Source organism: Pseudomonas sp. HLG18, assembly GCF_051903985.1.
Taxonomy (GTDB): domain Bacteria; phylum Pseudomonadota; class Gammaproteobacteria; order Pseudomonadales; family Pseudomonadaceae; genus Aquipseudomonas; species Aquipseudomonas fluorescens_BT.
In genome coordinates this window covers 1,702,203-1,726,088 of the sequence record NZ_CP195831.1, presented here as the reverse complement: position 1 = coordinate 1,726,088, position 23,886 = coordinate 1,702,203, and the positions used below count along the sequence as shown (strand labels likewise).

The 23,886-nt window shown below is 59.6% G+C and carries 21 protein-coding genes; 12 read left to right on the top strand and 9 right to left on the bottom strand.

Translation table 11 applies throughout. The features are described 5' to 3' along the window. Positions 1 to 304: 304 nt before the first annotated feature. From ACSPX5_RS07865 to ACSPX5_RS07850, 4 genes are read left to right on the top strand one after another with little or no spacing between them, the layout of a single operon-like run. Entirely contained in the window at positions 305 to 685 is a 381-nt protein-coding gene (locus tag ACSPX5_RS07865; RefSeq protein ID WP_439821360.1) for a hypothetical protein, read from the top strand. Next, complete coding sequence (locus tag ACSPX5_RS07860; protein ID WP_439821359.1) at positions 673 to 1,167, top strand: hypothetical protein; 495 nt, start codon at positions 673 to 675, stop codon at positions 1,165 to 1,167. Before ACSPX5_RS07865 ends, ACSPX5_RS07860 begins: the two co-directional genes overlap by 13 nt. Positions 1,168 to 1,213: 46 nt before the next feature. Next, the gene (locus ACSPX5_RS07855; protein ID WP_439821358.1) at positions 1,214 to 1,456 is read left to right on the top strand and encodes a DUF4224 domain-containing protein; all 243 of its coding nucleotides are present in this window, start codon (positions 1,214 to 1,216) and stop codon (positions 1,454 to 1,456) included. A 1-nt stretch (position 1,457) separates the two neighbouring features. Next, positions 1,458 to 2,507 (top strand): tyrosine-type recombinase/integrase, encoded by a 1,050-nt coding sequence (locus ACSPX5_RS07850; protein ID WP_439821357.1) that lies wholly within the window; start codon positions 1,458 to 1,460, stop codon positions 2,505 to 2,507. A 559-nt stretch (positions 2,508 to 3,066) separates the two neighbouring features. Here the strand turns inward: ACSPX5_RS07850 and ACSPX5_RS07845 are convergent. Beyond that, the gene (locus ACSPX5_RS07845) at positions 3,067 to 6,144 is read right to left on the bottom strand and encodes an efflux RND transporter permease subunit (RefSeq protein ID WP_439821356.1); all 3,078 of its coding nucleotides are present in this window, start codon (positions 6,142 to 6,144) and stop codon (positions 3,067 to 3,069) included. Next, entirely contained in the window at positions 6,141 to 7,250 is a 1,110-nt protein-coding gene (locus tag ACSPX5_RS07840; RefSeq protein ID WP_439821355.1) for an efflux RND transporter periplasmic adaptor subunit, read from the bottom strand. Before ACSPX5_RS07840 ends, ACSPX5_RS07845 begins: the two co-directional genes overlap by 4 nt. A gap of 209 nt (positions 7,251 to 7,459) precedes the next feature. Here ACSPX5_RS07840 and ACSPX5_RS07835 point away from each other — a divergent pair, with 209 nt between their 5' ends. Then, on the top strand, positions 7,460 to 8,920 hold the full coding sequence (locus ACSPX5_RS07835) for an efflux transporter outer membrane subunit (RefSeq protein ID WP_439821354.1): 1,461 nt from the start codon (positions 7,460 to 7,462) through the stop codon (positions 8,918 to 8,920). 75 nt (positions 8,921 to 8,995) lie between these two features. Here the strand turns inward: ACSPX5_RS07835 and ACSPX5_RS07830 are convergent, their stop codons facing one another. After that, positions 8,996 to 10,267, bottom strand: a complete 1,272-nt coding sequence (locus ACSPX5_RS07830) for an OmpP1/FadL family transporter (protein ID WP_439821353.1) — start codon at positions 10,265 to 10,267, stop codon at positions 8,996 to 8,998. 199 nt (positions 10,268 to 10,466) lie between these two features. After that, a complete protein-coding gene (locus ACSPX5_RS07825; RefSeq protein ID WP_439821352.1) occupies positions 10,467 to 11,087 on the bottom strand; it encodes a TetR/AcrR family transcriptional regulator in 621 nt (206 codons plus the stop codon). A 91-nt stretch (positions 11,088 to 11,178) separates the two neighbouring features. Between ACSPX5_RS07825 and ACSPX5_RS07820 the strand changes: the two genes are divergently transcribed. Further along, the gene (locus ACSPX5_RS07820; protein ID WP_439821351.1) at positions 11,179 to 11,337 is read left to right on the top strand and encodes a DUF2790 domain-containing protein; all 159 of its coding nucleotides are present in this window, start codon (positions 11,179 to 11,181) and stop codon (positions 11,335 to 11,337) included. On the opposite strand, the gene ACSPX5_RS07815 is transcribed toward ACSPX5_RS07820, so the two are convergent. Further along, a complete protein-coding gene (locus ACSPX5_RS07815) occupies positions 11,327 to 12,253 on the bottom strand; it encodes a LysR family transcriptional regulator (RefSeq protein ID WP_169430164.1) in 927 nt (308 codons plus the stop codon). The genes ACSPX5_RS07820 and ACSPX5_RS07815 overlap by 11 nt on opposite strands. A gap of 219 nt (positions 12,254 to 12,472) precedes the next feature. On the opposite strand from ACSPX5_RS07815, the gene ACSPX5_RS07810 reads away from it, so the two are divergent. The 6 genes from ACSPX5_RS07810 to ACSPX5_RS07785 all read left to right on the top strand — a co-directional run bounded on the left by ACSPX5_RS07810 (position 12,473) and on the right by ACSPX5_RS07785 (position 19,643). Further along, on the top strand, positions 12,473 to 13,909 hold the full coding sequence (locus ACSPX5_RS07810; protein WP_439821350.1) for an NAD-dependent succinate-semialdehyde dehydrogenase: 1,437 nt from the start codon (positions 12,473 to 12,475) through the stop codon (positions 13,907 to 13,909). 11 nt (positions 13,910 to 13,920) lie between these two features. After that, positions 13,921 to 14,253 carry a carboxymuconolactone decarboxylase family protein gene (locus ACSPX5_RS07805; protein ID WP_169430162.1) on the top strand — a complete coding sequence of 111 codons (333 nt, stop codon included), beginning with the start codon at positions 13,921 to 13,923 and terminating at the stop codon, positions 14,251 to 14,253. Further along, positions 14,254 to 15,255 (top strand): NAD(P)H-quinone oxidoreductase, encoded by a 1,002-nt coding sequence (locus ACSPX5_RS07800; RefSeq protein WP_439821349.1) that lies wholly within the window; start codon positions 14,254 to 14,256, stop codon positions 15,253 to 15,255. Between the two features lie 194 nt (positions 15,256 to 15,449). Then, on the top strand, positions 15,450 to 17,309 hold the full coding sequence (locus tag ACSPX5_RS07795; protein WP_169430160.1) for an ABC transporter ATP-binding protein: 1,860 nt from the start codon (positions 15,450 to 15,452) through the stop codon (positions 17,307 to 17,309). 222 nt (positions 17,310 to 17,531) lie between these two features. After that, the gene (locus ACSPX5_RS07790) at positions 17,532 to 19,025 is read left to right on the top strand and encodes a basic amino acid/polyamine antiporter (protein WP_169430159.1); all 1,494 of its coding nucleotides are present in this window, start codon (positions 17,532 to 17,534) and stop codon (positions 19,023 to 19,025) included. Positions 19,026 to 19,100: 75 nt separating this feature from the next. Beyond that, positions 19,101 to 19,643, top strand: a complete 543-nt coding sequence (locus tag ACSPX5_RS07785; RefSeq protein WP_323161433.1) for an Hsp20/alpha crystallin family protein — start codon at positions 19,101 to 19,103, stop codon at positions 19,641 to 19,643. 55 nt (positions 19,644 to 19,698) lie between these two features. Here the strand turns inward: ACSPX5_RS07785 and ACSPX5_RS07780 are convergent, their stop codons facing one another. Genes ACSPX5_RS07780 through ACSPX5_RS07765 form a run of 4 tightly spaced genes read right to left on the bottom strand, consistent with a single transcriptional unit; the run spans position 19,699 to position 23,838 of the window. Then, complete coding sequence (locus ACSPX5_RS07780; protein WP_169430157.1) at positions 19,699 to 20,841, bottom strand: ABC transporter permease; 1,143 nt, start codon at positions 20,839 to 20,841, stop codon at positions 19,699 to 19,701. Positions 20,842 to 20,843: 2 nt separating this feature from the next. Further along, a complete protein-coding gene (locus tag ACSPX5_RS07775) occupies positions 20,844 to 22,322 on the bottom strand; it encodes an efflux transporter outer membrane subunit (protein WP_439821348.1) in 1,479 nt (492 codons plus the stop codon). Further along, complete coding sequence (locus ACSPX5_RS07770; protein ID WP_169430155.1) at positions 22,322 to 23,209, bottom strand: efflux RND transporter periplasmic adaptor subunit; 888 nt, start codon at positions 23,207 to 23,209, stop codon at positions 22,322 to 22,324. The genes ACSPX5_RS07775 and ACSPX5_RS07770 overlap by 1 nt, the downstream gene beginning before the upstream one ends. Further along, on the bottom strand, positions 23,206 to 23,838 hold the full coding sequence (locus ACSPX5_RS07765) for an ABC transporter ATP-binding protein (RefSeq protein ID WP_323161436.1): 633 nt from the start codon (positions 23,836 to 23,838) through the stop codon (positions 23,206 to 23,208). Before ACSPX5_RS07765 ends, ACSPX5_RS07770 begins: the two co-directional genes overlap by 4 nt. Positions 23,839 to 23,886: the final 48 nt, after the last annotated feature.

Here is a 23,886-nt window from a genome sequence, read left to right as displayed (position 1 = left end):
TCGTTGATGATCCCACTGCCAAATGGGGCTTCCGGAGGGAGGCAGCCACCTACGAGGAGGCTGAGAAAATCACGGGCTTCCGGCTGGATCGTCGTTCCAATTTCTTGATCACACGGAGTGGTGAGGTTGAGCAGGAGGCTCAGTGCACAGTTGAATGCTCAGGCTGTAGTTGCGACTGCTCAAGCTGCAGCTATGGGTACAACACCCACCCGGCCGCCGGGTGCCAAGAGTGTGGTTACACGGGCAAGACGAGAATGTTCTTCGCATTTCCGCCCTCGCCGCCGAAGAAATCGAGCGCACGGCGATGAACCGCCTGGTCAGCGTCCGCACCGAGGAACTGGCCGGCCCGGCGCTGGACTGGGCAATCAACGCGATCGAGGGTGAGCAGCAGCCCGTCGCGGGTCAACTCGATCTCTTCGCCCTGCCCGACGCCGAGCAGTTGATCGAGAAGTACGGCGTCTGGGTCGATGTCGGTCACCGGCACCCGTGGCTGGCTGACGCGACGAACGACCCGTTCAACCGCCAGCCCGGTGAAACCCGGACCATCGCCGTGTTCCGTGCCGTGGTCTTCGCCAGCGCGGCGCCACGGTCAAAGTCCCCGCCGAACTCATCCAGCAGTAACCCCTCACCCTACTCAACAGCCTGCCAGTGTACGGCGGGCAAGGAATTCGTATGTCCGCACTGAACCGCTTCCACGAAACTGCGAGCGATTCGTTGGAGAAGATCAGCGCCAGCCTCCCTGAAGGCGCAAATCTCTGCCTGACCATCTACACCCCCGAAAAACCAGAACTCGACATTGTTCTGCAGGACAAAGGGCTCGACCTGAACGAGGTGGTTTCCACCCTACGCCGGCGCGGCCTGAGCATCGACGGCGACAACGCCTACAAGCGCGACCTGCTGGACTCTGTAGTCGGTGCACTGGCGTTCGGCGCGCAGAACAACAACGCGCCACCGGCCGGGCATTGGGGCCAGCGCTTCTGGGCTATCGGCCGCGAGGAGCGCGGGCTTCACGAAGAGCTCGTCGCCGTGCTGAAGCTCACTCGCGAGAACCTGCGGGCCTGTCAGGCGACCATCCACTTGGCCGGCTACTTCGATCCTGCCTACGTCAATGATGCACAGGCGGCCATGAAGGTTGCCGATGCGGTTCTGGCCAAGGCCGGCGCATAACCCATCACCACCTTCTGCCGCCACGCGCGGCATGGAGCAATACCTCATGGAAACCGAAATCCTCTCTGACGCGGAGCTGGCCGAACTCACCGGCTACAAGGCCCGGGCCTATCAGCGCCGCTGGCTGATAGATCGCCAGTGGGTGTTTGTCGAAAGCCGCGGTAAGCGCCCGCTGGTGGGGCGCATGTACGCCCGAATGAAACTGGGCATTATCAGCCCCACCATTGCCGATCCAAACCCGCCGCCGGCAGTGCCGGCATGGACGCCAGACTTTTCGCGAGTGAACTGATATGCGCCCCCGCAAGACCGAGCACCATCATCTGCCACCACGGATGTACAAACGATCTCGAAAACGCAAGAACGGCACCACCTGGACGGCCTACTACTATCGCGACCTGCTCGGCAAAGACATTCCGCTGGGCAAGGATCTCGACAAAGCCCGGTTGAAATGGGCCGAACTGGAGGCCAAGGAAAAGCCTCTCGACCTGCGCACCATGAAGGGCATCTTCGATCGGTACATCCGCGACGTGGTGCCGAAAAAGGCGCCGCGCACGCAGAAGGACAACCTGGCGGAGATCAAACAGCTGCGGCCGATGTTCGATAGCGCGCCGATCGACTCGATCACACCAGCAACGATTGCTGGCTACCGAGACGCACGATCGGCAAAGGTTCGGGCAAACCGTGAGATCGCCACCCTCTCCCACATCTTCAATATCGCCCGGGAGTGGGGGCTGACTACTAAGGAAAATCCCTGCCAAGGCGTGCGCAAGAACAAGGAGACGCCGAGGGACTATTACGCGAATGATGTGGTTTGGGAGGCGGTTTACAAGAAGGCAGCCCAGGAGCTGAAGGAAGCGATGGACCTGGCCTATCTGACCGGACAGCGGCCGGCAGACGTGCTGGTGATGAGGAAGGACGATGTTGAAGGGGGTTATCTGACTGTTCAGCAGAACAAGACGCACAAGAAGCTGCGCATTCAGATGACGACCGCCGGAGAAGCGAACAGTCTGGGCATTCTGATCGCTGCGATCACAGAGCGAAACGCTGCGCACGTTTCGAGCTACCTGATCATCAACCGGAGCGGTAAACGGATGACAGCGACAATGCTGAGGAAGCGATGGGACATGGCGCGGGAGAAGGCAAAACAGGAAGCGCTTGAGCAGGGAGACGAGCTGCTGGCTAAGCGGATCGGTGAATTCCAGTTCCGGGACATTCGGCCGAAGGCGGCATCGGAGATCAGCGATGTGGGTGACGCCAGCCTGCTGCTTGGGCACACAAAAGGCGACATTACCGAGCGGGTTTACCGCCGCGTTGGTGCCATCGCGAAACCCTCAAAATAGGCAAAAAATGCGTTCCATAACTCAAATCGCGCCCCTTGTAGAATGCGGTCTGTAGAGGTGCTGCAAAACAAAAGTATTGGAACGAAAAAGAGTCTGAGGCCGCGTATTCAGCGGCTTTCCATAGCGGTCTTGAAAACCGTCGACTGTAACAGGTCCATGAGTTCGAATCCCATCGCCTCCGCCATATTTAGTACTTCAAAGCCCTGATTATTCAGGGCTTTGTCGTTTCTGGAACTCGCGTTTTTTGGACCTCCCTTTCTGGATCGTTTCCGCATCTTTTCAGCTATTTCCGCAACCCTCCCGTTCCATTCCAGCGTTCCAGCCTGGATCAAGAAACTCAGAACTCATCCACAATGGGTATTCGGTGACGTCCGTAGGCAGCTTACGGCCAGAAGCGGATCAGCGTGAATGTCTGCCACGGCCAATACGCACGTTCGGATAAACGACAAAACTGTCAGTGATCCTGCCAGACGTGACCAGTCAAAAGATGAGTAGTAAGGGGGGCAAAGAGGCACGACAAAGCGGGCCTCGATTTCAAGCTTTTATACCTGTGTCGGATTTATTTTTCAGTTTGCCCCTTATGGTCAGGACGGATCTTGAACCAGATCGAGTACATCGCGGGCAGGAACACCAGCGTCATGATGGTGCCGACGAGCGTGCCGCCAATCAGGGTATAGGCCAGCGTCCCCCAGAACACCGAGTGTGTCAGGGGAATAAACGCCAGGATTGCCGCCAGGGCCGTCAACAGTACCGGTCGTGCACGTTGCACCGTGGCTTCGACGACAGCGTGAAACGGATCCAGCCCTTCTTGCGCGTTGTGATGAATCTGACCGATCAGAATCAGCGTATTGCGCATCAGGATCCCCGACAGTGCAATCAAACCGACCAGCGCATTGATGCCAAACGGCTGACTGAAGATGAGCAGTGTCGGCACCACACCAATCAACCCTAACGGCGAGGTAAGGAACACCATGATCATCGCCGAGATCGAACGGACCTGCACAATGATGATGACCAGGGTCATGGCAATCATGATCGGCAACAACGGCAGGATCGCCTTGCCGGCCTTGCCGGACTCTTCGATCGCGCCCGCCTGCTCGATCCGGTAACCGGAAGGCAGCTTCTCGATGATCGGCTGCAGTTGCTTCAGCAGCGCACTGGAAACATCCGGTGGCTGCAAGTCCTCGGCAATGTCGCCGCGCACGGTGATGGTCGGGGTGCGATCACGCCGGCGCAGGATCGGATCCTCCATGCGCACATCGACCTCGCCGATCTGCGACAAGGGGATTCGCTGTCCCGACGCACCGACTAAAGTGAAGCCTTCGATTTGTTGCGGATCGAGCCGTATATCGCCCGCTGCCCGCCCCATGACCTGCACTGAACGAATATCTTCACGCACCGCCGTGATCGGTACTCCGCTGAGCAGAAATTGCAATTGCTGTGCAACCGCAGTCGATGTCAGCCCCACTGCCTGCAGACGGTCCTGATCCAGGTTGAAATGCAACGACGGAGTCAGCGGCCCCCAATCAGTGTTCACGGTTCTCATCATCGGGCTGTCTTGCATCACGCCCCGCACCTGCTCGGCGATCACGCGCAACTTGGCCGGATCAGGCCCCATCACCCGGTAAGCCACTGGAAATGGCGAATAAGGACCAAACACAATCTGCGATGCCCTGAGGCGCGCCTCAGGGGCGAGCCCTTGAGCGACCGCGTCACGAAAACGCAATTTGAGGGTTTCCCGTGCCTCCTGACTGTCGGTCAGCACCACGATCTTGGCGAACGACGGATCGGGCAGTTCCGGCGCCATCGCCAGAAAGAAACGCGGCGCCCCTTGGCCAATATAAGCCGTGACGATTTTTGCCTCGTCTTGCTGGCGCAGCCAGGCTTCGACTTTGGCAGCCGTGGCGCTGGTCTGCTCGATGGAAGTGCCGTAGGGCATTTGCACCTCGATCATGACTTCGGGACGGTCAGAGGTCGGGAAGAATTGTTTCTTCACCAGCCCCATGCCCGCCGCCGCCACGAAGAACAGCGCGGTAACCATGCCCGCGACCCACCATTTGCGCGCGATGACCCGGGTCAGAACCCGGCGGAAGCGGTTGTATCGCGGCGTGTTGTAGATGGCCGCGTGTCCACCCTCGACTGCCTTGATGTCCGGCAACAGTTTCACGCCCAGATAAGGGGTAAACGCCACGGCCACGACCCACGAAGCGATGAGAGCGATGCCCACGATCCAGAACATGTTGCTGGTGTATTCGCCGGCGGTTGACTGAGCGAAACCGTTCGGCAAAAAACCGATCGCCGTCACCAGGGTTCCGGACAGCATCGGCGCCGCCGTGTGGCTCCAGGCATAGGCAGACGCCTTGATGCGATCGTAGCCCTCCTCCATTTTCACCACCATCATTTCAATGGCAATGATCGCGTCATCGACCAGCAGCCCCAGCGCCAGGATCAACGACCCGAGGGTAATACGGTCGAAGTTCTTGCCGGTGGCTGCCATCACCACAAACACGATCGCCAGGGTCAAAGGTACGGCGGCGGCGACCACCACGCCGACACGCCAGCCCATGCTGAGAAAGCAGACGAGCATGACCACCAGCAGCGCGACGAAGAATTTGACCATGAACTCGCCGACGGCAGAGTCGATGTTCACAGCCTGGTCGGTGACCTTCGAGAGGCTCATGCCTAGTGGCATTTCCTCATTGATCCTTGCGGTCTCGGCTTCCAGCGCCTTGCCCAGATCAAGACCATTCCAGCCCTCGCGCATCACTACGCCGAGCAACAGCGCATCTTCGCCGTTATTGCGCACCAGAAAGGTGGCCGGGTCTTCATAACCGCGTTCGACCGTCGCCACATCAGACAGCTTGAGTGTCCGCCCTTGCACGACCACAGGGGTGTCGCGGATTTTCTGCAGTTTGTCGAACGCACCATCGAGACGCAGAAGAATCTGTGGCCCGCTGGTTTCGATTGATCCGGCCGGGGTCAGCGCGTTCTGACTGTTCAGCGCGGCGAAGATGTCCTGCGGTGACAAGCCCAGGGTCGCCAACCGGTCATGAGAGAACGAAACAAATATCCGTTCGGCTTGTTCGCCGATGATGTTGACCTTCTTCACCCCCGGCACATGCAACAGGCGCTGGCGCATCGACTCAGCATCGCGGACCAGCAAGCGCTGGGGCTCGCCTTTGGCTTTCAGGGCGAACAGCGCAAAGGTCACGTCCGAATACTCATCATTGACCATTGGCCCGATGACGCCCGCCGGCAACTTGATGGCTTCATCTTCGAGTTTTTTACGCGCCTGATAGAACTCCTCCTGCACTTGCGCAGGGGGCGTGCTATCGAGCAACGAGACCATCGTGAAAGCGAGCCCCGGCCGCGTATAGGTTTCCGAGCGGTCGTACCATTTGAGCTCTTGCAGGCGTTTTTCCAGGGGTTCTGCGACCTGATCCTGCATCTCTTGTGCGGTCGCCCCCGGCCACGCCGTGATGACGGTCAACTGCTTGACTGTAAAAGGAGGGTCTTCGGCACGCCCCAACTGGAAGAACGCCAGGATGCCGGCAACGGCAATCAGGAAAATCAGAAAGACTGTAATCGCCCGCTCGCGAACGGCGATGGCGGAAATGTTGAATCGTCCTTCGCTCATGGACGACTCCCGGCGACGGTGGCCGCATCAGGCACAGGCATTCTTACTGACTCACCTTCGCGCAACAGATGAGCGCCCAGCGCAACGATTTGCTCGCCAACGCGAAGGTCGCCGGCCACTCGGGCCGATTCGTCGCTCAACCCCAGCACCTGAACCGGTCGCCAGGTCACGGTTGGCGGGGTGCCGCCGATAACCCACACTCCAGGGCCTTTACCGGCGTCGTAAAGCGCGGCAATGGGCACTTGCAACGACGCGGCAGGTGTCGAGCCCTCCGCTATTCTGATAGTGACTGTCGAACCTATCGGTGCATTGGCCAGCGCGCCTTCCAGTACATAGCGGGCCTCGAACGTACGCGTCGTGCGGTCCGCCGAATCCGAAAGCAACCTCAGTTTCGCGGTAACAGCCCCCGAAACGTCGCCGTAGCGCGTAGCTTGAGCGGTGGATCCTGCTGCGGGACGCAACGTCTCGGGCAAGTGCACGATGGCCTCGCGTTGCCCTGCCCGCGCCAGTCGAACCACCGGTTGTCCCGGGCTGACGACTTGTCCGGGTTCGGCGAGTGTTTCCACCACAACGCCATCGGCATCGGCGACCAGCACCGCATAACCGGAAGCGTTGCGTGCAACGTCCGCTTGAGCTTCAGCGGCGCTTAGTTGCGCCTTGGCGGTATCTGCGGCGGCTTTGATCTGATCGTAGGCCGATGCGGAAATGGCGCCGGCGCTGACCAGGGTGCGATAGCGGGCTTCGTCATCGGCTGTCTGCCTGGCGCGGGCCCGTGCGGCGATGACCGTCTCCTGCTGCGCGCGCGCCTGCAACCCCAAGTCGATGGGATCAAGCCGCATCAACGGCTGACCGCGCTTGACGGTCTGCCCCGTGTCAACCAGACGCTCAAGCACCTTCCCCGATACGCGAAAGCCCAGGTCGCCCTGAATGCGCGCCGTCACCACCCCCGTAAAAGATCGGGAACCGTCGGCCGCTGCCTGAACGGCGGTGGCCCGGACCAAAGGCGCTTGAGTACGCGGGTCGACTACGGAGGAAGAATCACCGCACGCTACCAGGGCGAGTGGCAACAGGCATGCGGCGATGGGGAAAATTCGGAGCCGGCGCATAGGTTCCCTTACTAGAAATAGGATGGTCATCATATTCTCGACCTTGTGACCACTATCGTCAACAGTCACTGAATATGAAGTGTCCGACGCTTCGGCTTTATCATGCTTGCCTGAAATACCCGTTTAATCGGCCAATACGTTCAATCACCCTTGATTGACACGTTGTGACCAATACGTATTATGGTCACAAACCTCGTTAAGGAACGCCAATGCCTCCCCTCCGTACGATTACTCTTTTGGTTACCGCCAGCTTCGTGGCAGGTTGTGCGGTGGGTCCGGATTACCGTCGTCCAGACGCCCCGCTTTCGGACCATTACCTGGGGCAGCCCGCTGTCGAACCGCGATCCGGATTGACACCGGACGGTCTCGCCGCCTGGTGGAAAAACTTTAATGATCCGCTGCTGACCGACTTCATCAACCAGGCACTGCAGCAGAATCTGGATCTGGCACAAGCGTCGGCGCGCGTAACCCAGGCAAGGGCCGGCCTGGGAGCCGCAAACGCAGCACTGCTGCCCTCGGCAAACATCAACGCACAGGCGGCACGCGCTTATCAGTCCGTCGAGACGCCACTGGGCCAGGTGTTGAATTCAACACCTGGCTATGACCGTTATGGCAATTCTTACGAGGCCAACCTCGAGGCGGGCTGGGAAGTCGATGTCTTTGGTGGGCTGCGCCGTGGACGTGAGGCAGCACTGGCCGAGTACCAGGCCTCAGCAGCGGGCTTCACCGCTACACGGCTGGCGATCGCCGCGCAAACGGCCGATATCTACATCACCCTGCGCGGATTACAGGCACGGCTGGATATTGCAAACCGGCAAGTCGACACCCGACACGCGTTGCTGGAGAAAGTCCGGTTGCTTTACGGCAAGGGCCTGGCCGCGGACTACCAGGTGCGTCAGGCCGAGGGTGAATTGTCGCAAGTCCAGGCGACCGTTCCGGTACTGCAAAGCGGTCTGGAAGCAGCCATGAATGCGATGGACGTGCTGCTCGGCACGCCTCCCGGCTCTCACCGCACGCAACTGGCACGTGAGGGCGAAATTCCCGATGTGCCGTCGTTGACTGCGCTGGGCACACCGGCAGATCTGCTGCGGCGCAGACCGGATCTGATCGTGGCCGAACGCCGTCTTGCGGCCTCCAACGCGCGCATCGGTGAAGCCATTGCCGAGTACTACCCGAAATTTTCACTCAGCGCCTTGCTCGGCAGCGCGACAGCCGTATCCGGTGGCAATCTTTTCACCGGCGGCGCAAGCCAGTCGGCCGGTGTGCTGGGTTTGCGCTGGAGGCTATTCGACTTCGCACGCATCAACGCCCAGATCGATCAGGCCAAAGGTCAGGAATCTGAAGCATTGGCGGTCTATCGCCAGTCGGTACTGCGCGCCACCGAAGACGTAGAGAACGCGCTGTCCTCACTGGTGAACCGGCAAGCCCAGACCACTACCCTTACCGGGGGCGAAGCGGCGCTGACTCAAGCTCGCCAGTCCTCGTTCACCGCCTATGAAAGAGGCACCGCCAGCCTGATCGATGTCCTGCACGCCGACGAAACATTGTTGCAGGCCTCCGACGCCAGAGCGCAGGCGCGGACTGAATCGGCCCGTGCGGCGGTGGCAGTATTCAAGTCGCTCGGTGGAGGATGGCAACCCGTTGAGCCGGGTTCTGTAGCGGCGCGCTGAGCAGCAACCCCAGATCGTTTCAAGAGTCGGGAGACACGTGTACTCCCGATCCGCATTTGGCTTGATAGCGCTCAACTAGAAGCGGTAACTGACCGACGTTCCGAACCCGCTGGCACTGTTCTTGTACTTGGCACTGTAGGCACCTCTCGCTGCCGAGGTGTCGTTGACCTCCACGCTTTCCTCCCAAAGATAGGAATACGCGAGATCGATCGTGACATTGTCCACGGGTGTCCAGCCGGCACCGATGCTGACAACCTTACGGTCGCCCGTCGGAATGCGCGGCCCCCGATTGGTGTTGTTGGCGGGTGACTGATCGACCGAAAACCCGCCACGCAGCACCCATTGGCTGTTCAATTGATAGGCCGCACCGATCGCGTGAGCCCAGGTGTCATGCCAGTTCTGCTCTTCGCTGATCGTCCCCAATTGACCGCTGAGCAAGGGCGGCAAGCCGCTGTTCTCAATCGTCAGCTCCTTGAAGCGGCTCCAGCGCGTCCAGGTACTGCCCACATAAAGCGTCCAGTCGTTGTTGAATTGATGCGTCAGCGAAAAGTCCACTGACTCAGGCGTGTCGACATCCAGCGATGCGTCGTAACTACGGCCGCTGACGCCCAGTACGCTGAAGATGCCATCGGTGACCTTGGTTTTGGCATCCAGGTGGTAACTGACTTTGGAGTGATACGTCAGGCCCAGGCGGGTCTGTTCGGTCGCCTGCACCAGCACGCCAGCATTGAAGCCCAGTGCGGTGTCATCGCCGGTGCTTTTGAGTTTGCCGTCATTGCGCCCCGGGCTGAGTGGATTGGGTACCATGCCCGATATCTCTCCGCCGATACGATTGATGGTCGGCCCGAATCCGATCGATACCTTTTCGTTAAACGCGTAACTGATGGTCGGTTGAAAGGTCAGTGTGGTGACTTCACTTTTGTTGGCGTAATAGCGTCCGGCAAAACCACTGCCGTAGTCGGTGATCAGCCCGAAAGGCACATAGAACCCGACACCGAATGCCCAATGTTCATCGATCGGTTTGACGTAATACCCCATCGGTACTGTGGTGGTGGGCACCATGTCGCCGTCTTCCTTTCCCCCAAACGTACTGCGTGTCTGGCTGATGTCCGATTTGGCGAACAGCGTCGCCGCCCCCACGCTCACCTGCTCTCGTTTAAGCCGCGCCATGCCTGCCGGATTGCCGTAGATCGTACTGGCGTCTTCGGCTGATGAAGATCGCCCGGCAAAACCGGACCCCATCCCGCTGATGCTTTGTTCGTTGAGGGCAAAACCCCCGGCCAACACATTGGAGGACACCAGCGCAACGGCCAGGCCGAGGGGGTTCTTGAGCATTATTTTTTTCATTATCTGGACTCTATGGGATCACTGAAAAACAACATCGAGAAAGACAGCGAAGCCATACTATCCAAGTGACCATTTCAGTCAATGGTCACATGAAGCAGAATTCAAAGCCGTACCGGCACGCATGTGCCGGTAACAGGAAATCCGGTTGGGGGATGTCGCGCTCTGGCTCAGCTCACCTGAACTGGTGATCCGAGTTGGCTCAGGGCATCAGGCTACGCAGAATGAGGTTGGAGGTCAGCGTGGGCGCTACCTCGATAAAATCCAGATTGTGCTGCAGCAGCAACGGGTTGACGAAGGGGCGCAAGGCCAGATGAATCGCCTCGACGGTCTCGTCCAGTGGGGTCTTGCGCTCGAACTCTCCGAGCTCCCGCCCTTCACGCACGATGTCGAAGATAAAGCGCTTGATCTGGTCTTCATACATCTGGGCACTGGGCCAGCGCTCCGCGGCGGAAAATGCAGCGATGTCGTAGAGCTTGCGATCATTGAAGAACAGGTCCACACCCGTTGCTATCACGGTTTTCACCAGGCGGCGGAAACGCTCGGTCGGCGAAATCGCCTCTGCGTTAACAGCCTGTTCTACCGCTGCAACGATTTGGCCCAGACAGTTTGAGCAGATCGCTTCGCCGATCGCCTGTTTGGAATCAAAGAACTTATAGATGTACGCCTTGGAAAAACCAATGGCCCTGGCCAGATCGGAAACCGTGGTTTTGCCATAGCCGTATTGGCTGAAGTGTTCATTGGCTGCCGCGACAATCTGATCACGAATGTCGTGATCGACTGGGCCACGAGGGCCGGGCGAAGATAGGGATGGCTGATTCATGGGCGTAGCTTACTCACCCTCTCGAGGACTTACAAATCGTGACCAATGAAACATATAGTCACGAATCGAACATTCGCATACCCTCAGCTCTGTGACAGCGGCACACGACGGTACTGCAAAGACTCGACAGATCGAGCAATACGCCTACGGCAGCCACCTTGATGTCGCCAAGGGCATCTCTGAAGACCCGGTGCCGGATGTTTGCGCAGCCGTACCGACGCACATGACCTACCAGGATTTCAATCGATAAGTTCTTTGGCCGTGGCTGCCAGCAGACTGCCAACCCGATCCTTCAACGTGTCGATAAAGCGCGTGATTTTTGCATCGACGAACTGCCGGGAGGTATAGACGGCGTAAACGTTGCGCTCATAGGTGTGGTAGTCAGGCAGAACCCGCACAAGCTTCCCGGAACGCAAATCCTCGATGGCCGTGAACCCGGCCAGCAAACCAATCCCCGCCCCCTCTCGAATGGCATGTGCCATCGCATCCATATCGTTGACGCTGAAACTTGGCCCTGTCGGGACAAACGTCGCGTCCCCCGCCTTGCTCCTGAGCTGCCACTCATCCCGCACATAATCCACGGTGCCCAACAGCAGACACTGGTGATCACGCAGGTCTTCAGGCGTCTCGGGAGCCGCATGTCGGGCCAGGTAGTCAGGTGACGCCACCAGCACACAATGGCTGACACCGATCTTTTGGCTGACGTACGCCGAATCGGGTAGCGCTCGAGCAATCAGAATCGAGACATCCAGTTGGTCCTCCAACAGGTTCGGCATGCGTTGCGAGAGCAATAAATCCACCGTCACCTCCGGGAACTGCCGGCGGTACTCCAGCACCGCCCCCGTGACCAGATGCCGAGCCAGCCCGGGGACGCAATGCACACGCATTGTTCCCCGAGGCTCCAGCGCGGCATTGCTGGCTTCGGCTTCGGCACTCTCCAGATCAGCCAGAATTTTCGTGCAGCGCTCATAGAAACGTCGCCCCGCATCGGTGACCGAGAGGCGTCGGGTCGAGCGTTGCAACAGGCGCGCATCGAGCACGTTTTCAAGCGCGGAGACAGCACGCGATACGTTACCGACCGTTGAGTCCAGATGATTGGCCACGGCCGTGAAACTGCCCATCTCGACAACCTTTATGTACACCGACATGTTCGAAAGCTTATCCATCGCAACCTTCCTGTAGATCTGACGCTCACCGTGACAACCCGCTTTTTTCCGGATGCTACACGTTCGGCCCGCGGCTCGATATTACCTCTGCCGACAACAATGATTCCCTTTGGCCCGTCTAAATCGATGGGCTCTCCTTCCATAGACTGGGTTGCACAGGCCGCCTGATCAGGCGCCGGGTTTCATACGAATCTCTGACAACCAACTGAAGGACACAGCATGAAGACTTCCTACAATCCGCTTTATCTTTTCATCGGTGGTGAATGGATCGGTGCCGAAGGGCGCGATACTGCCGCCGTCGTCAATCCGGCAACCGGTCGGGAAATCGGACGCGTCCCTCTCGCCACCGCAGACGACCTTGATCACGCCCTTGAAGTGACTCGCCTGAGCTTCGAGCAATGGCGTCAGACTGTGCCTGACAAACGCGCCAAGATCCTCAAGCGTGCCGCTGACCTGATCCTCGAACGTGCGCCGCAGATTGCCGCGCAGATGACCTTGGAGGAAGGCAAGCCGCTGAATGAAAGCCTGGATGAAGTCACCCGCGCGGCGGAGTATTTCGAATGGTTCGCCGAAAGCGCCCGGCGTATCGATGGCCGTGTGGTCCCGTCCAATCGTCCAGGCGTATTGCAACTGGTCAAACGCCAGGCCATCGGCCCGGTGGCCGCATTCACACCGTGGAATTTCCCGGCCATCACCCCGGCACGCAAGCTCTCGGCAGCACTGGCCGCCGGTTGCAGCGTCATTCTCAAACCGGGTGAAGAAAGCCCCTCCACAGCGCTGGCCCTGGCGCGTGCACTCGACGATGCAGGATTGCCCAAGGGTGTGTTGCAAGTGGTCTTTGGCGTACCGGATCAAGTGTCCAGCCATCTGATCGCTTCGCCGATCATTCGCAAAGTGACCTTCACCGGCTCAGTACCGATCGGGCGCCTGCTGTCTGCACGCGCTGCCGAAGGCGTGAAACCCATCACCCTTGAACTGGGTGGGCACGGACCGGTGCTGGTCTTCGAGGATGCCGACATTGAAAAAGCTGCCGTTGAGGGCGTCGCCAACCGGTTTCGCGGCACCGGGCAGGTATGTATTTCATCCACCCGGTTTCTGATCCAGCGTGGCGCCTATCAAGCCTTTGTCGATCACTTTGTATCGGCGACCCAAGCGCTAAGGATCGGTGACGGTCTGCATCCGGACACCCAGGTCGGACCGCTGGCCAACCCAAGACAGCTGGCCAAGATGGAAGAGCTGGTCGCCGATGCCGTTGAGAAAGGTGCACGGGTATTGGTCGGTGGTGAAGCCTTGTCAGGCGAAGGCTACTTCTTCCAGCCCACGGTTCTGACGGATGTGCCGATGAACGCCCGTGTCATGCACGAAGAGCCTTTTGGCCCCATCGCCGTGCTGATGCCGTTCGATGAACTGGCCGATGGACTGCAAGAAGCCAACCGCCTGCCCTACGGACTCTCCGCTTACGCGTTCACCTCCAGCGCGCGCACGGCCATTGACGTTGCCGACGGATTGGAGGCCGGGATGATCGGGATCAACCAATATCGCATCGTCGCGACCGAGCTCCCGTTCGGCGGCATGAAAGAAAGCGGTCACGGCTCCGAAGGCGGCATTGAAGGCATCGAGCACTATCTCACCCACAAATTCATCAGCCAGGTTTAAGGAACTCGCCCATGTCCAAGCTCAATTTCAAAAGTCCTCGGGAAGCCGCGCGCGCGTTCACACCGAAGCTGTCGCAATTCGTCGACTCAACGCTTTATCCGCACATCTGGAGCGATCCGGCGCTGTCCCCGCGCGACCGTAGCCTGATCACCGTGGCGGCATTGATTGCCGGTGGTCACTCGGAGGAGTTGCCTGCTCACCTACGCCGGGCGGCTGGCAACGGTGTGACCCAAGACGAAATGGCGGCGGCGATCACGCACCTGGCGTTCTATGTAGGCTTCCCTGGCGCCATCACCGCATCGGCTATCGCCAACGCCACGTTCAACGAAACGGAGAACAACTGAATGAAAGCCATCAACATCAAAGCGTTTGGTGCGCCAGACGTCCTGGAACTCGTAGAGGTTGCCAATCCTGAAGTCCGTCCGGACGACCTGCTGATGCGTGTCTATGCCGCCGGGGTGAACCGTGCGGACCTGACTCACCGGACCGGTGGATACGGGCATCCGAATTTTGGCGACTCGCTGATCATCGGTCTGGAAATCGCCGGCGAAGTGATCGGCAAAGGGAGCTCGGTGACGGGGTTCGAGGTGGGAGATCGAGTCATGGGCGTGGTCGGCGGCGGTGCTTACGCCGAGTTGGCGCGCATCGATTACCGCATGGCCATGCACATCCCGGCACAGCTTGATTATGTACAGGCGGCGGCCATTCCCGAGGTCTTCGTCACGGCCCATGAAGCGATGATGCACCTGGCTCGGCTCAAGGCTGGCGATTCAGTGTTGATTCATGCGGCAGCCGGCGGCGTCGGCTCTGCCGCTGTGCAGTTGGCTTACGCCACCGGTGCCACGGTGTATGCGACGACCGATCGCAGCAAGTTGGCGCGTGTCGAGCATTTGGGCGCTGATGTGGCGATCGACTACAAGACGCAGGATTTCGCTGAGGTGATCGCCGACAAAACCCAGGGTCGCGGTGTCGATGTGATCATCGACTTTATCGGTGAGCCCTACTTCGCCCGCAACATCGCGTCCCTTGCACGCGGCGGTCGCCTGATTCAGGTGGGCATCCTTGGCGGAGGCGGCAACATGACGGTGGCGCTGGAGGACATTCTTTACCGCCACTTGCAAATCATCGGCACGGTCATGAAGTCCCGCACGCAACCGGAGAAGCACGCCATGATCAAGCGTTTCCGCGAGCACTGGCTTGATCGCTTCGAGGGTGCCGGCAGCCTTGAGCCAGTCGTCGATAGCACGTTTGCGTTATCACGGGCTGCAGATGCTCACCGTCGAATGGAGTCTTCTGAAAACGTCGGGAAAATCATTCTGACGATGCAGCCCGAAGACCTGCTTTGAGCCTGGCCATGATCCATCTGTGCCATAAGCCGGGGATCGCCAGACTGCCCGTTACGCCTCGCTGCTGCGTGCCTGCTGGATAGTATTGAGAAACGCCCTGCGGTCAAACTCGGCCGTGCGGCTGTTGTCCTCTTATCCGGGGGCAATGACGAAAATGGCATACTCCCCTGAAACTGATCATTTCGGAGACCACTATGCTTCGCGTGTTTGAACGCAGGCTCGACCCTTTCCCACCCGACGAGGCACCGCCACCGCCCGCAGGCCTGTTGCGTTTTCTGTGGGCCTGCACCCGGGGTGCCCGGGGTTATGTCCTTGCGCTGGCGCTGCTCAGTGCCGGCGTGTCGATCTACGAGGCCTGGCTGTTTTCGTTTCTCGGGCAAGTCGTGGACCTGCTCTCGGCCTGGCAGGCCGGTGGCGCCCAGAGTGCGCAGGAGCGTCGGGTGTTGTGGGGCATCGCCATTGTGTTGCTGACCAGCATCGGTCTGGTGGCGTTGCGCACGATGGTGCAGCACCAGATATTGGCGATCAATCTACCGCTGCGGCTGCGCTGGGACTTCCATCGCCTGATGCTGCGACAAAGCCTTTCGTTCTTCTCGGACGAATTCTCCGGCCGGGTCACGACCAAAGTGATGCAGACCGCGCTGGCGGTGCGCGAAGTGCTGTTCACCGTCATCGAAATTGCCCCCGGCATCGGTGTTTACTTCATTGCGATCATCGCACTGGCCGGTGGTTTTGCCCTGAAACTCATGCTGCCCTTTCTTGCCTGGGTCGCGCTGTTCGGGTTGGCGATGCTGTATTTCGTGCCGCGTCTGGGACAGGTCGGGCAGGAACAGGCCCATGCACGCTCGTCGATGACGGGGCGGATTTCCGACGCTTACACCAACATCACCACGGTGAAATTGTTCTCGCACTCCAACCGTGAAGCGCATTTCGCGCGCGCAGCGATGGAGGATTTCAAGCACACCGGTTTTCGCCAGATGCGTCTGGTCAGCCAGTTCGAGATCGTCAATCAGGCACTGGTGGTCGGGCTGATTCTTGGCGCCGGTGGTTATGCGCTCTGGCTCTGGCACCAGGGCCAGGTCGGCGCGGGTGCGGTGGCGGCAATCACCGCCATGGCGTTGCGGATCAATGGCATGTCCCACTGGATCATGTGGCAGATGACGTCGCTGTTCGAAAACATCGGCACCGTGCAGGACGGCATGGAAACCCTGACCCGGGGCCCGAAAGTACAGGACGCGCCGAACGCCGGCGTGCTGGTGCCTTCCGGCGGCGCCGTGACCTTCGACAACGTGCACTTCAACTACAACGGTGAGCGCCAGGTGCTCGACGGCTTGAGCCTGCACATCCGCGCCGGGGAAAAAATCGGTCTGGTGGGTCGTTCCGGTGCCGGCAAATCAACGCTGATCAACCTGCTGCTGCGCTTCTATGACGTGGACAGCGGTACGATTCGCATCGACGGGCAAAACATCGCGCAAGTAACCCAGGACAGTCTGCGCAGCGCCATCGGCATGGTCACGCAGGATACGTCGCTGCTGCACCGCTCGATTCGCGACAACATCGCCTACGGTCGCCCGGACGCCACCGATGCGCAGGTCCGCAGCGCGGCGATCAGCGCCCAGGCAGACGGTTTCATCAGCCAATTGAGCGACCGCCAGGGACACACCGGTTACGACACGCTGGTGGGCGAACGCGGCATCAAGCTGTCCGGCGGTCAGCGGCAACGTATCGCCATCGCCCGGGTGATGCTCAAGAATGCGCCGATCCTGCTGCTCGACGAGGCCACCAGTGCCCTGGACTCCGAAGTCGAAGTCGCCATCCAGGAAAGCCTCGATGACATGATGCAGGGCAAGACCGTCATCGCCATCGCCCATCGTTTGTCGACGATTGCGGCCATGGATCGACTGATCGTCATGGACGAGGGCCGCATCATCGAACAAGGCACCCACGCCGAGCTGCTGGAACGAAACGGCACTTACGCACGCCTCTGGCAACATCAAAGCGGTGGGTTTCTGGGTGAAGAACAAGGGCTGGACGAAGCAATGGACCGGGCGTAAGCCCTCCTGCTTCCCTTCCCTGCAGAACGCTGCTGAAAGCCCTCGACTTGCCTGCGGCGCGAGCCGCGACCGGTTGATCGTCACCTGCGACCGGCGCGGCGTTTTTCTCTCAGTTGATTTTAATCAAACACGCCTGCGCGTTTCTCGCCGAGATTAATCCTCGAGGTCCGCATTACCGCGTCCGCGGCCAATGCCGACCATCCTGTCTCGTGGAGGCGCGTCATGGCTACTCAACTGCAAGACGTTCAACCGGGCGCTACCCCCGCCCAGCATTCGCCACTGACCGGCAGTTTGCGCAAGAGCGAGCCCAGGCGCCTGACGCTGAGCCTGCTGGTGGCGCTGGTGGTGGGTTCGATGATCGGCAGTGGCATTTTCAGCCTGCCGCAGAACATGGCCGCCAGCGCCGGGGCCGGGGCGATCCTGATCGGCTGGCTGATCACCGGGGTCGGCATGCTGTCCCTGGCTCTGGTCTATCAGAGTTTGTCCAACCGCCAGCCGGCACTGGATAACGGTGTGTTCGCCTACGCCCGGGCACTGGGCGGTGACTTTCTCAGTTTCAACTCTGCCTGGGGCTACTGGATCAGTGCCTGGATCGGCAACGTCAGCTATCTGGTGATTCTGTTTGCCGCGCTGAGTTACTTCTTTCCGGCATTTGGCGACGGCAATAACAAGGCAGCGATTGCCGGTGCATCGGTCGTGCTCTGGTCGTTGCACTGGATGATCCTGCGGGGCATGCGCACGGCGGCCCGTGCCAACGCCCTGAGCACCGCAGCCAAGATTGTGCCGCTGCTGTTGTTCATCGGTTTTGTGATCGCGGCGTTCCGGCGCGACACGTTCACCATGGACTTCTGGGGCGCACCGGCGCTGGGCAGCACCCTCGACCAGGTCAAAAGCACGATGCTGGTGACGGTCTGGGTGTTTATCGGCATCGAAGGCGCCAATGTGTTTTCTGCCCGCGCCGCAGAACGCGCCGATGTCGGACGCGCCACGGTCATCGGTTTTGTCATCACCCTGTTGCTGCTGATTGCGGTATCCCTGTTGTCACTGGGCATTCTCAAACAACCGGAACTGGCCGCCCTGAAAAACCCTTCGATGGCCGGCGTACTGCAGGCCGCCGCAGGGCCATGGGGTGCCGTGCTGATCAGCATCGGCCTGATTGTTTCGGTCGGTGGCGCCCTGCTCGCCTGGACGCTTCTGGCAGCCGAATCGGTGTTCACACCGGCGAAGGAAAAGGTCATGCCACTGTCGCTCGGCGTGGAGTCCACCCGTGGCGTACCGGTCCACGCCTTGTGGCTGACCAACGGATGCATCCAGCTTTTTCTGCTGCTGACGCTGTATTCGAGCGCCAGTTACCTGGCACTGATTTCCCTTGCCACCTCGATGATCCTGCTGCCCTACCTGCTCAGCAGTCTGTATGCACTGAAAATGACCTGGCAGGGCGAAACCTACGCCGGTCATCGCGCCCTGCAAGTGCGAGACCTGACCATCGCGCTGGTCGCCACGCTGTATTGCGTCTGGCTGCTGTACGCCGCCGGCCCCAAATACATGCTGCTCAGCGCCTTGCTCTACGCCCCCGGCTCACTGATCTACCTGGGCACGCTGAAATCCCGTGAGGGTCAGCCCCTTGGCGGTCCCGAGACAGGTCTGCTGATCATCATCTGGGCCGCAGCGGCCTACGCCGGCTGGATGCTGTGGTCCGGGACGTTGACGTTGTAAGGAGTTCGTTCAGTCCGCGCGGTTCGCCGACAGGACGTCCGGCGCTGCGCCTTCCATCCGAGAGGAGTACCGAAAATGAGCAATTCCGTGAAAAAAATGCAGGAACATGCGGACGCAAAATCGAACAAGGTGCCCGTGACGACCGATCTCTGGCACCCATTGGAGAAGCTGCGGCAACAGGTTGACCACCTGTTCGAGGACTTTAACCGCGGATCATTGATGTCGCCCTTCAGTCGTGGCCTGTTCGATGTCGAGCCGTTCTTCTCGCGTGACTTGTTCTCCCGCAGCATGCCCGCGGTGGACATCACCGAAAAGGATAAAAGCTTCGAGATCACCGCCGAACTGCCCGGCATGGATCAGAAGAACATCGAGATCAAACTGTCCAACGGCAGCCTGATCATCAAGGGCGAGAAGAAGGAGGACAAGGAAGAAAAACGCAAGGGCTATCACTTGAGCGAGCGTCACTACGGTTCCTTCGAGCGGGTGTTCAACCTGCCCAAAGGGGTCGACGCCGAAAAGATCGATGCGCACTTCAGCAAAGGCGTATTGAGCATCTCGCTGCCGAAAAAACCCGAAGCGATGAAAGCGGACAAGGTCGTGCCGATCAAGGGCGAATGAATCCGCAGACGTATGCCCCTTGCCGGGAAACCGGCAAGGGGCTTTTTCTTGGGCCTCAGCCTCTGAAAATGTCGAACGGCTCGATCTTCAGCACCTTGCGAATGCCCAGGTAGCTGGAAAACCCGGCAATCAACAGCACCAGACCAAACGCCAGTCCCAGATTCCAGAAAGTGACGATCGCAGCGTAGTTGGGAAGACAGGTTCGTGCGATGACGATCATCAGAGTCACCAGTCCGATGCCCAGACCATAACCGGTCATCGCGGTGAACATGGCCATGAAGAAGATCATGTAGACCATCTCCCGGTTCTTGGCGCCGATGGCTTTCAAAGCGGCAAACTTATCCAGGTTTTCCAGAATGAAACTGTAGAACGTCTGACCGGAAATCGACAGGCCGACCAGAAAACTGATGATTGTCATCATCAGAATATTGGTCCCGACACCGGTCTGATAGATGTAGAAGTCGGCAATACGCCGGTTGAACTCATCCCTGGTCAGGGCGATGTAGCCCAACCGCGCCACTTGCTGCTTGATGGCTGCCTCACCTTGCCGGCTTCTGGGCTTGAGCAAGATGTATGACACGGTGAAGCGTGTCGTAGGGATGTATTCGATGGCACGCCGGTAGGTTGTGTAAAGCGTCGGCACTCCGGTCAATCCACCGACCAGAACCCTGGCGATGCCGACGATGATGCCCCGGTGGTCGTTGAGCTCGAATGAGGTACCGATGGCAGGGTTGCCCAGTTTTGCGAATTCAGCATCGTGAACCACGATGAACGCGTTTTCGGCGTAGATATCCTCGATGGCGCCCTGCTCCAGGGCCGGACGACCGAGCAGGCTGGTGTCGTCCAGACCAATCACGCTAACCCCTTGATATGTGCCATTTTCCAGGCGCACCTGGGCGCTGCCAATGAATACCGGGACGGCGTATTCCACCTGCTGCATGCTGCGCACTGCGTCCAGCAGGTAGTCCGGCAACGGGATGGCAATCGTCGGGGTGTTGACCGCCGGATCGATGATCCACATCGGTGCTCCGACATTGGTGACCGTCGAATAGGCGCGGTTCAGGATGCCAGCGAACATGGCGGTCATTTGCATCATCAGGAACACCGAGAAGGTGATACCCACCAGTAACGCCGAGAATTTGGCGCGATCATTGACTAGGAGTTTGTACCCGATGCGCAGAATTCCACTGTATTTCATGCCTAGTTTCCGCTAATGCCAGTATCGGGCCGGTTCCACCAGCCACCGCCCAGCGCCACGAACAACGCAACCGTGTCCTGATGCCGCTGCGCCAATGCTTGAAGGTAAGCAATATCGACCTGATGCAACTGCACGTCGGCCACGAGCAGATCCAGATAGGTCACCAACCCCGAGCGATAGTTGGCCTGCAATAATCTCAAGGCCTCTCGGGCAGCGGCCTGCGCCTCGGCCTGCTTCTGTAACGTTTGCGCATCGAGCTCTATTGCCCTGAGCACATCCGCCACCTGCGCGAAAGACTCCAGCACCACTTGTCGGTAGTTCGCCGCTGCTTGCTGATAGACGTCAATTGCCGACTGGCGGCTGTACCACAGGCGCCCTCCCTGAAACAGCGGAATATCGATCGACGGCCCGAAGTTCCAGAATCGTCCGGCACCGGCAAACAGTGAACCGGTGTACGACCCAGCCGCCCCGTAGGTACCGCTCAAGCTGAAGCTGGGAAACATAGCCGCCGTGGCGACACCGATTTGCGCGCTGGCCTGATGCAATTGCGCCTCGGCGGTGAGGATATCCGGACGCTGGCGCACTAGGTCGGAAGGCAGACTGACCGGCAGATCGTGCGGTAACGAAAGTGCTGTCAACCGAATGTCGGGAAGTTTGAGTTCTGCAGGCATCACGCCTTCGAGCGTGGCCAGCAAGTGCTCGCTTTGACTGACTTTCTGTTTCAGCGCCGGTAACGAGGCCTCGTTAGTCGCGATCAGGCTCTGCAGGCTCAATGTCGCCGAATAAGGCACCGTTCCGCTGCGCACCTGAACTTGGGTGGATTGCAGCTGCTGGCGCTGCAAACCGATCAATTGTTCCGTGGCCTCGATCTGCGCGGTATAGGCTGCCCGGGCAATGGCCGTATTGACGACATTGGCCGTTAGCGTGAGATAGGCCGCCTGAGTCAGCCAGGTCTGGCGATCGACCTGGGCCTGCAAGCCCTCCACGGCACGTCGCTCGCCGCCAAAGACATCGAGGGTGTAGCTGATCGTGCCACTGAATATCATCACGTTAAAGATCGAGCCTGCCGTCGTCAGCCCTTGCTGGACCGGCGCGCTGCGCTCACGACTCGCGCTGAAGCGGGCATCGAGCTGCGGATAGAAGACCCCGTGACCGGCTCTGAGCGCGTTCTGGCTTTGACGCAAACTGGCCTCGGCCGCCTGCAAGGTCATGTTATGGGTGATCGCCTGGCGCACCAGTGCATCAAGCGCCGTCGAGTGGAAAAAGCGCCACCAGTCCGGTGTGACCTCACCGCCGGGCACGAACTGTTGAGCCTGGCCCTGCGCAGCAACAGTCCCCGACAGCGGCTCGTTCAGATAGCGCTCTGACACAGGCGTGGCCGGAGGCGAAAAATCCGGGCCGACCGTGCATCCGCTGCCCAGCAACAGGTTCAGTGCAAGGTAGAAGCGCCCAGTGCGGCGTAACCGGTCTACCCTTTCCATTACTTCTGACCTATGAACACATCCACCAACTGCCCCGGGTAGACGTTCGGCAGATCTTTCTTCTCGAAGCGAAAAATCACCGCCAGCACCCTCAGGTCGACTTTTTCCCGGCGCTGGTTGGACAGCTCGATTTTCGGCGATACGTAAGGCTGCACCCGCACGAAGGCCAGCGGCACACGGATGTCCGTGCCGTGAATCAGCATCTGCGCCTGCATGTGCTCGGGCGCTGGTAAACGGGCGATCAGAATCTCGTCCACATAACAGCGCACAGCCAGATGCGCCTGATCGGCGCTCATGACCAGCAGCGGCGCGAACCCTTGGGTGTAAACGTCATAGGCCCCCTGGGGCGATACATAACTGCCCACTGCGCTGTTAACAGTCATCACCACACCGTCCGCTGGCGCCTTGATGAGGTATTGCGCCAGCAACGCCGCCGACGCCTTGAGGGCAGCCTGCGCCTGGGTCACGGAATTGCGCGCGGTGTCCAGGGTATCTTTGCTGATCGATTTCGGATCAATGTTGTAAGACGCCAAGCGCTTGTTGTACTGGTCGCGGGCGGTGGCCAGACTGGCCTGGGCCAGTTCGAAATTGGCGCGTGGCACCGCGTCGTCAAGTGTGACCAGCGGCTCCCCGCGGTTGACGGTCTGCCCCTCCTGCACCCACACCCGAGTTACCGGCGCGGCCACCTGCGGATAGATCACGATATTGCTGCCACCGGGCTGCTCGCCCTCGATGATGCCATTGGCATAGATCGCGCTGGCATCGTTGCTGCTCGCTGGTGCGAAGGCGGGCGGCAGCGGCTGCGGTGTCCGCCCGAGCAGATAGGCGGCGATCAGCCCCCCGAGAACACCGACTACCGCCAGCGTAAACAGCAGGGACTTTTTCACGATATGGCATGCCCGGTTTCGCTGATTCGGCCGTCAGTCATGTAGATGATACGGTCGGCGTACTCGTTGATCCGTGCATCGTGAGTGACAATAAGGATGCAGCGTTGCTGATTGAGTACTCTCTCCTTGACGAACGCGATTATCATTTTTCCCGTGTCCCCATCCAGAGATGCCGTGGGCTCGTCCATTATCAAGATTTGCGGCTCCCCCACGATGGCTCTGGCAATGGCAACGCGCTGTTGCTCCCCTCCGGAAAGCTTCATGGGCAAGATGTTCCCCCGATCCTTTAGGCCCACCACCTCCAGACTCTGGCGGGCTTTCGAAAGCGCATCGTTCCATTTTTGATGCCGAAGGATCAGGGGGATGGCGACGTTCTCGGCCGCCGTCAACCGCGAAAACAAGTGATAGTCCTGGAACACGAACCCGATGTGATCCAGGCGCAGTTCGGCCAATCTGTCGCTGTTCAGGCTCCAGATGTCCAGGCCATTAATCAGCACCGTTCCTGAGTCGGGTCGCAGGATGCCGGAGAGGATGCTCAATAGTGTGGTCTTGCCGCTACCCGAGGGGCCGACGACAAACACCATTTCGCCGAACTGCGCGACCAGCGCCACCTGGTCGACCGCTTTCATGCGCGTACTGCCTTCGCCAAACCACTTACACAACCCGCTCGCAACGAT

Bases quoted from the DNA above. Each gene is read 5' to 3' on its own strand.
- ACSPX5_RS07865 (WP_439821360.1), top strand. From the start codon at position 305: ATGAACCGCCTGGTCAGCGTCCGCACCGAGGAACTGGCCGGCCCGGCG.
- ACSPX5_RS07860 (WP_439821359.1), top strand. From the start codon at position 673: ATGTCCGCACTGAACCGCTTCCACGAAACTGCGAGCGATTCGTTGGAG.
- ACSPX5_RS07855 (WP_439821358.1), top strand. From the start codon at position 1,214: ATGGAAACCGAAATCCTCTCTGACGCGGAGCTGGCCGAACTCACCGGC.
- ACSPX5_RS07850 (WP_439821357.1), top strand. From the start codon at position 1,458: ATGCGCCCCCGCAAGACCGAGCACCATCATCTGCCACCACGGATGTAC.
- ACSPX5_RS07845 (WP_439821356.1), bottom strand. From the start codon at position 6,144: ATGAGCGAAGGACGATTCAACATTTCCGCCATCGCCGTTCGCGAGCGG.
- ACSPX5_RS07840 (WP_439821355.1), bottom strand. From the start codon at position 7,250: ATGCGCCGGCTCCGAATTTTCCCCATCGCCGCATGCCTGTTGCCACTC.
- ACSPX5_RS07835 (WP_439821354.1), top strand. From the start codon at position 7,460: ATGCCTCCCCTCCGTACGATTACTCTTTTGGTTACCGCCAGCTTCGTG.
- ACSPX5_RS07830 (WP_439821353.1), bottom strand. From the start codon at position 10,267: ATGAAAAAAATAATGCTCAAGAACCCCCTCGGCCTGGCCGTTGCGCTG.
- ACSPX5_RS07825 (WP_439821352.1), bottom strand. From the start codon at position 11,087: ATGAATCAGCCATCCCTATCTTCGCCCGGCCCTCGTGGCCCAGTCGAT.
- ACSPX5_RS07815 (WP_169430164.1), bottom strand. From the start codon at position 12,253: ATGGATAAGCTTTCGAACATGTCGGTGTACATAAAGGTTGTCGAGATG.
- ACSPX5_RS07810 (WP_439821350.1), top strand. From the start codon at position 12,473: ATGAAGACTTCCTACAATCCGCTTTATCTTTTCATCGGTGGTGAATGG.
- ACSPX5_RS07805 (WP_169430162.1), top strand. From the start codon at position 13,921: ATGTCCAAGCTCAATTTCAAAAGTCCTCGGGAAGCCGCGCGCGCGTTC.
- ACSPX5_RS07800 (WP_439821349.1), top strand. From the start codon at position 14,254: ATGAAAGCCATCAACATCAAAGCGTTTGGTGCGCCAGACGTCCTGGAA.
- ACSPX5_RS07795 (WP_169430160.1), top strand. From the start codon at position 15,450: ATGCTTCGCGTGTTTGAACGCAGGCTCGACCCTTTCCCACCCGACGAG.
- ACSPX5_RS07790 (WP_169430159.1), top strand. From the start codon at position 17,532: ATGGCTACTCAACTGCAAGACGTTCAACCGGGCGCTACCCCCGCCCAG.
- ACSPX5_RS07785 (WP_323161433.1), top strand. From the start codon at position 19,101: ATGAGCAATTCCGTGAAAAAAATGCAGGAACATGCGGACGCAAAATCG.
- ACSPX5_RS07780 (WP_169430157.1), bottom strand. From the start codon at position 20,841: ATGAAATACAGTGGAATTCTGCGCATCGGGTACAAACTCCTAGTCAAT.
- ACSPX5_RS07775 (WP_439821348.1), bottom strand. From the start codon at position 22,322: ATGGAAAGGGTAGACCGGTTACGCCGCACTGGGCGCTTCTACCTTGCA.
- ACSPX5_RS07765 (WP_323161436.1), bottom strand. From the start codon at position 23,838: ATGAAAGCGGTCGACCAGGTGGCGCTGGTCGCGCAGTTCGGCGAAATG.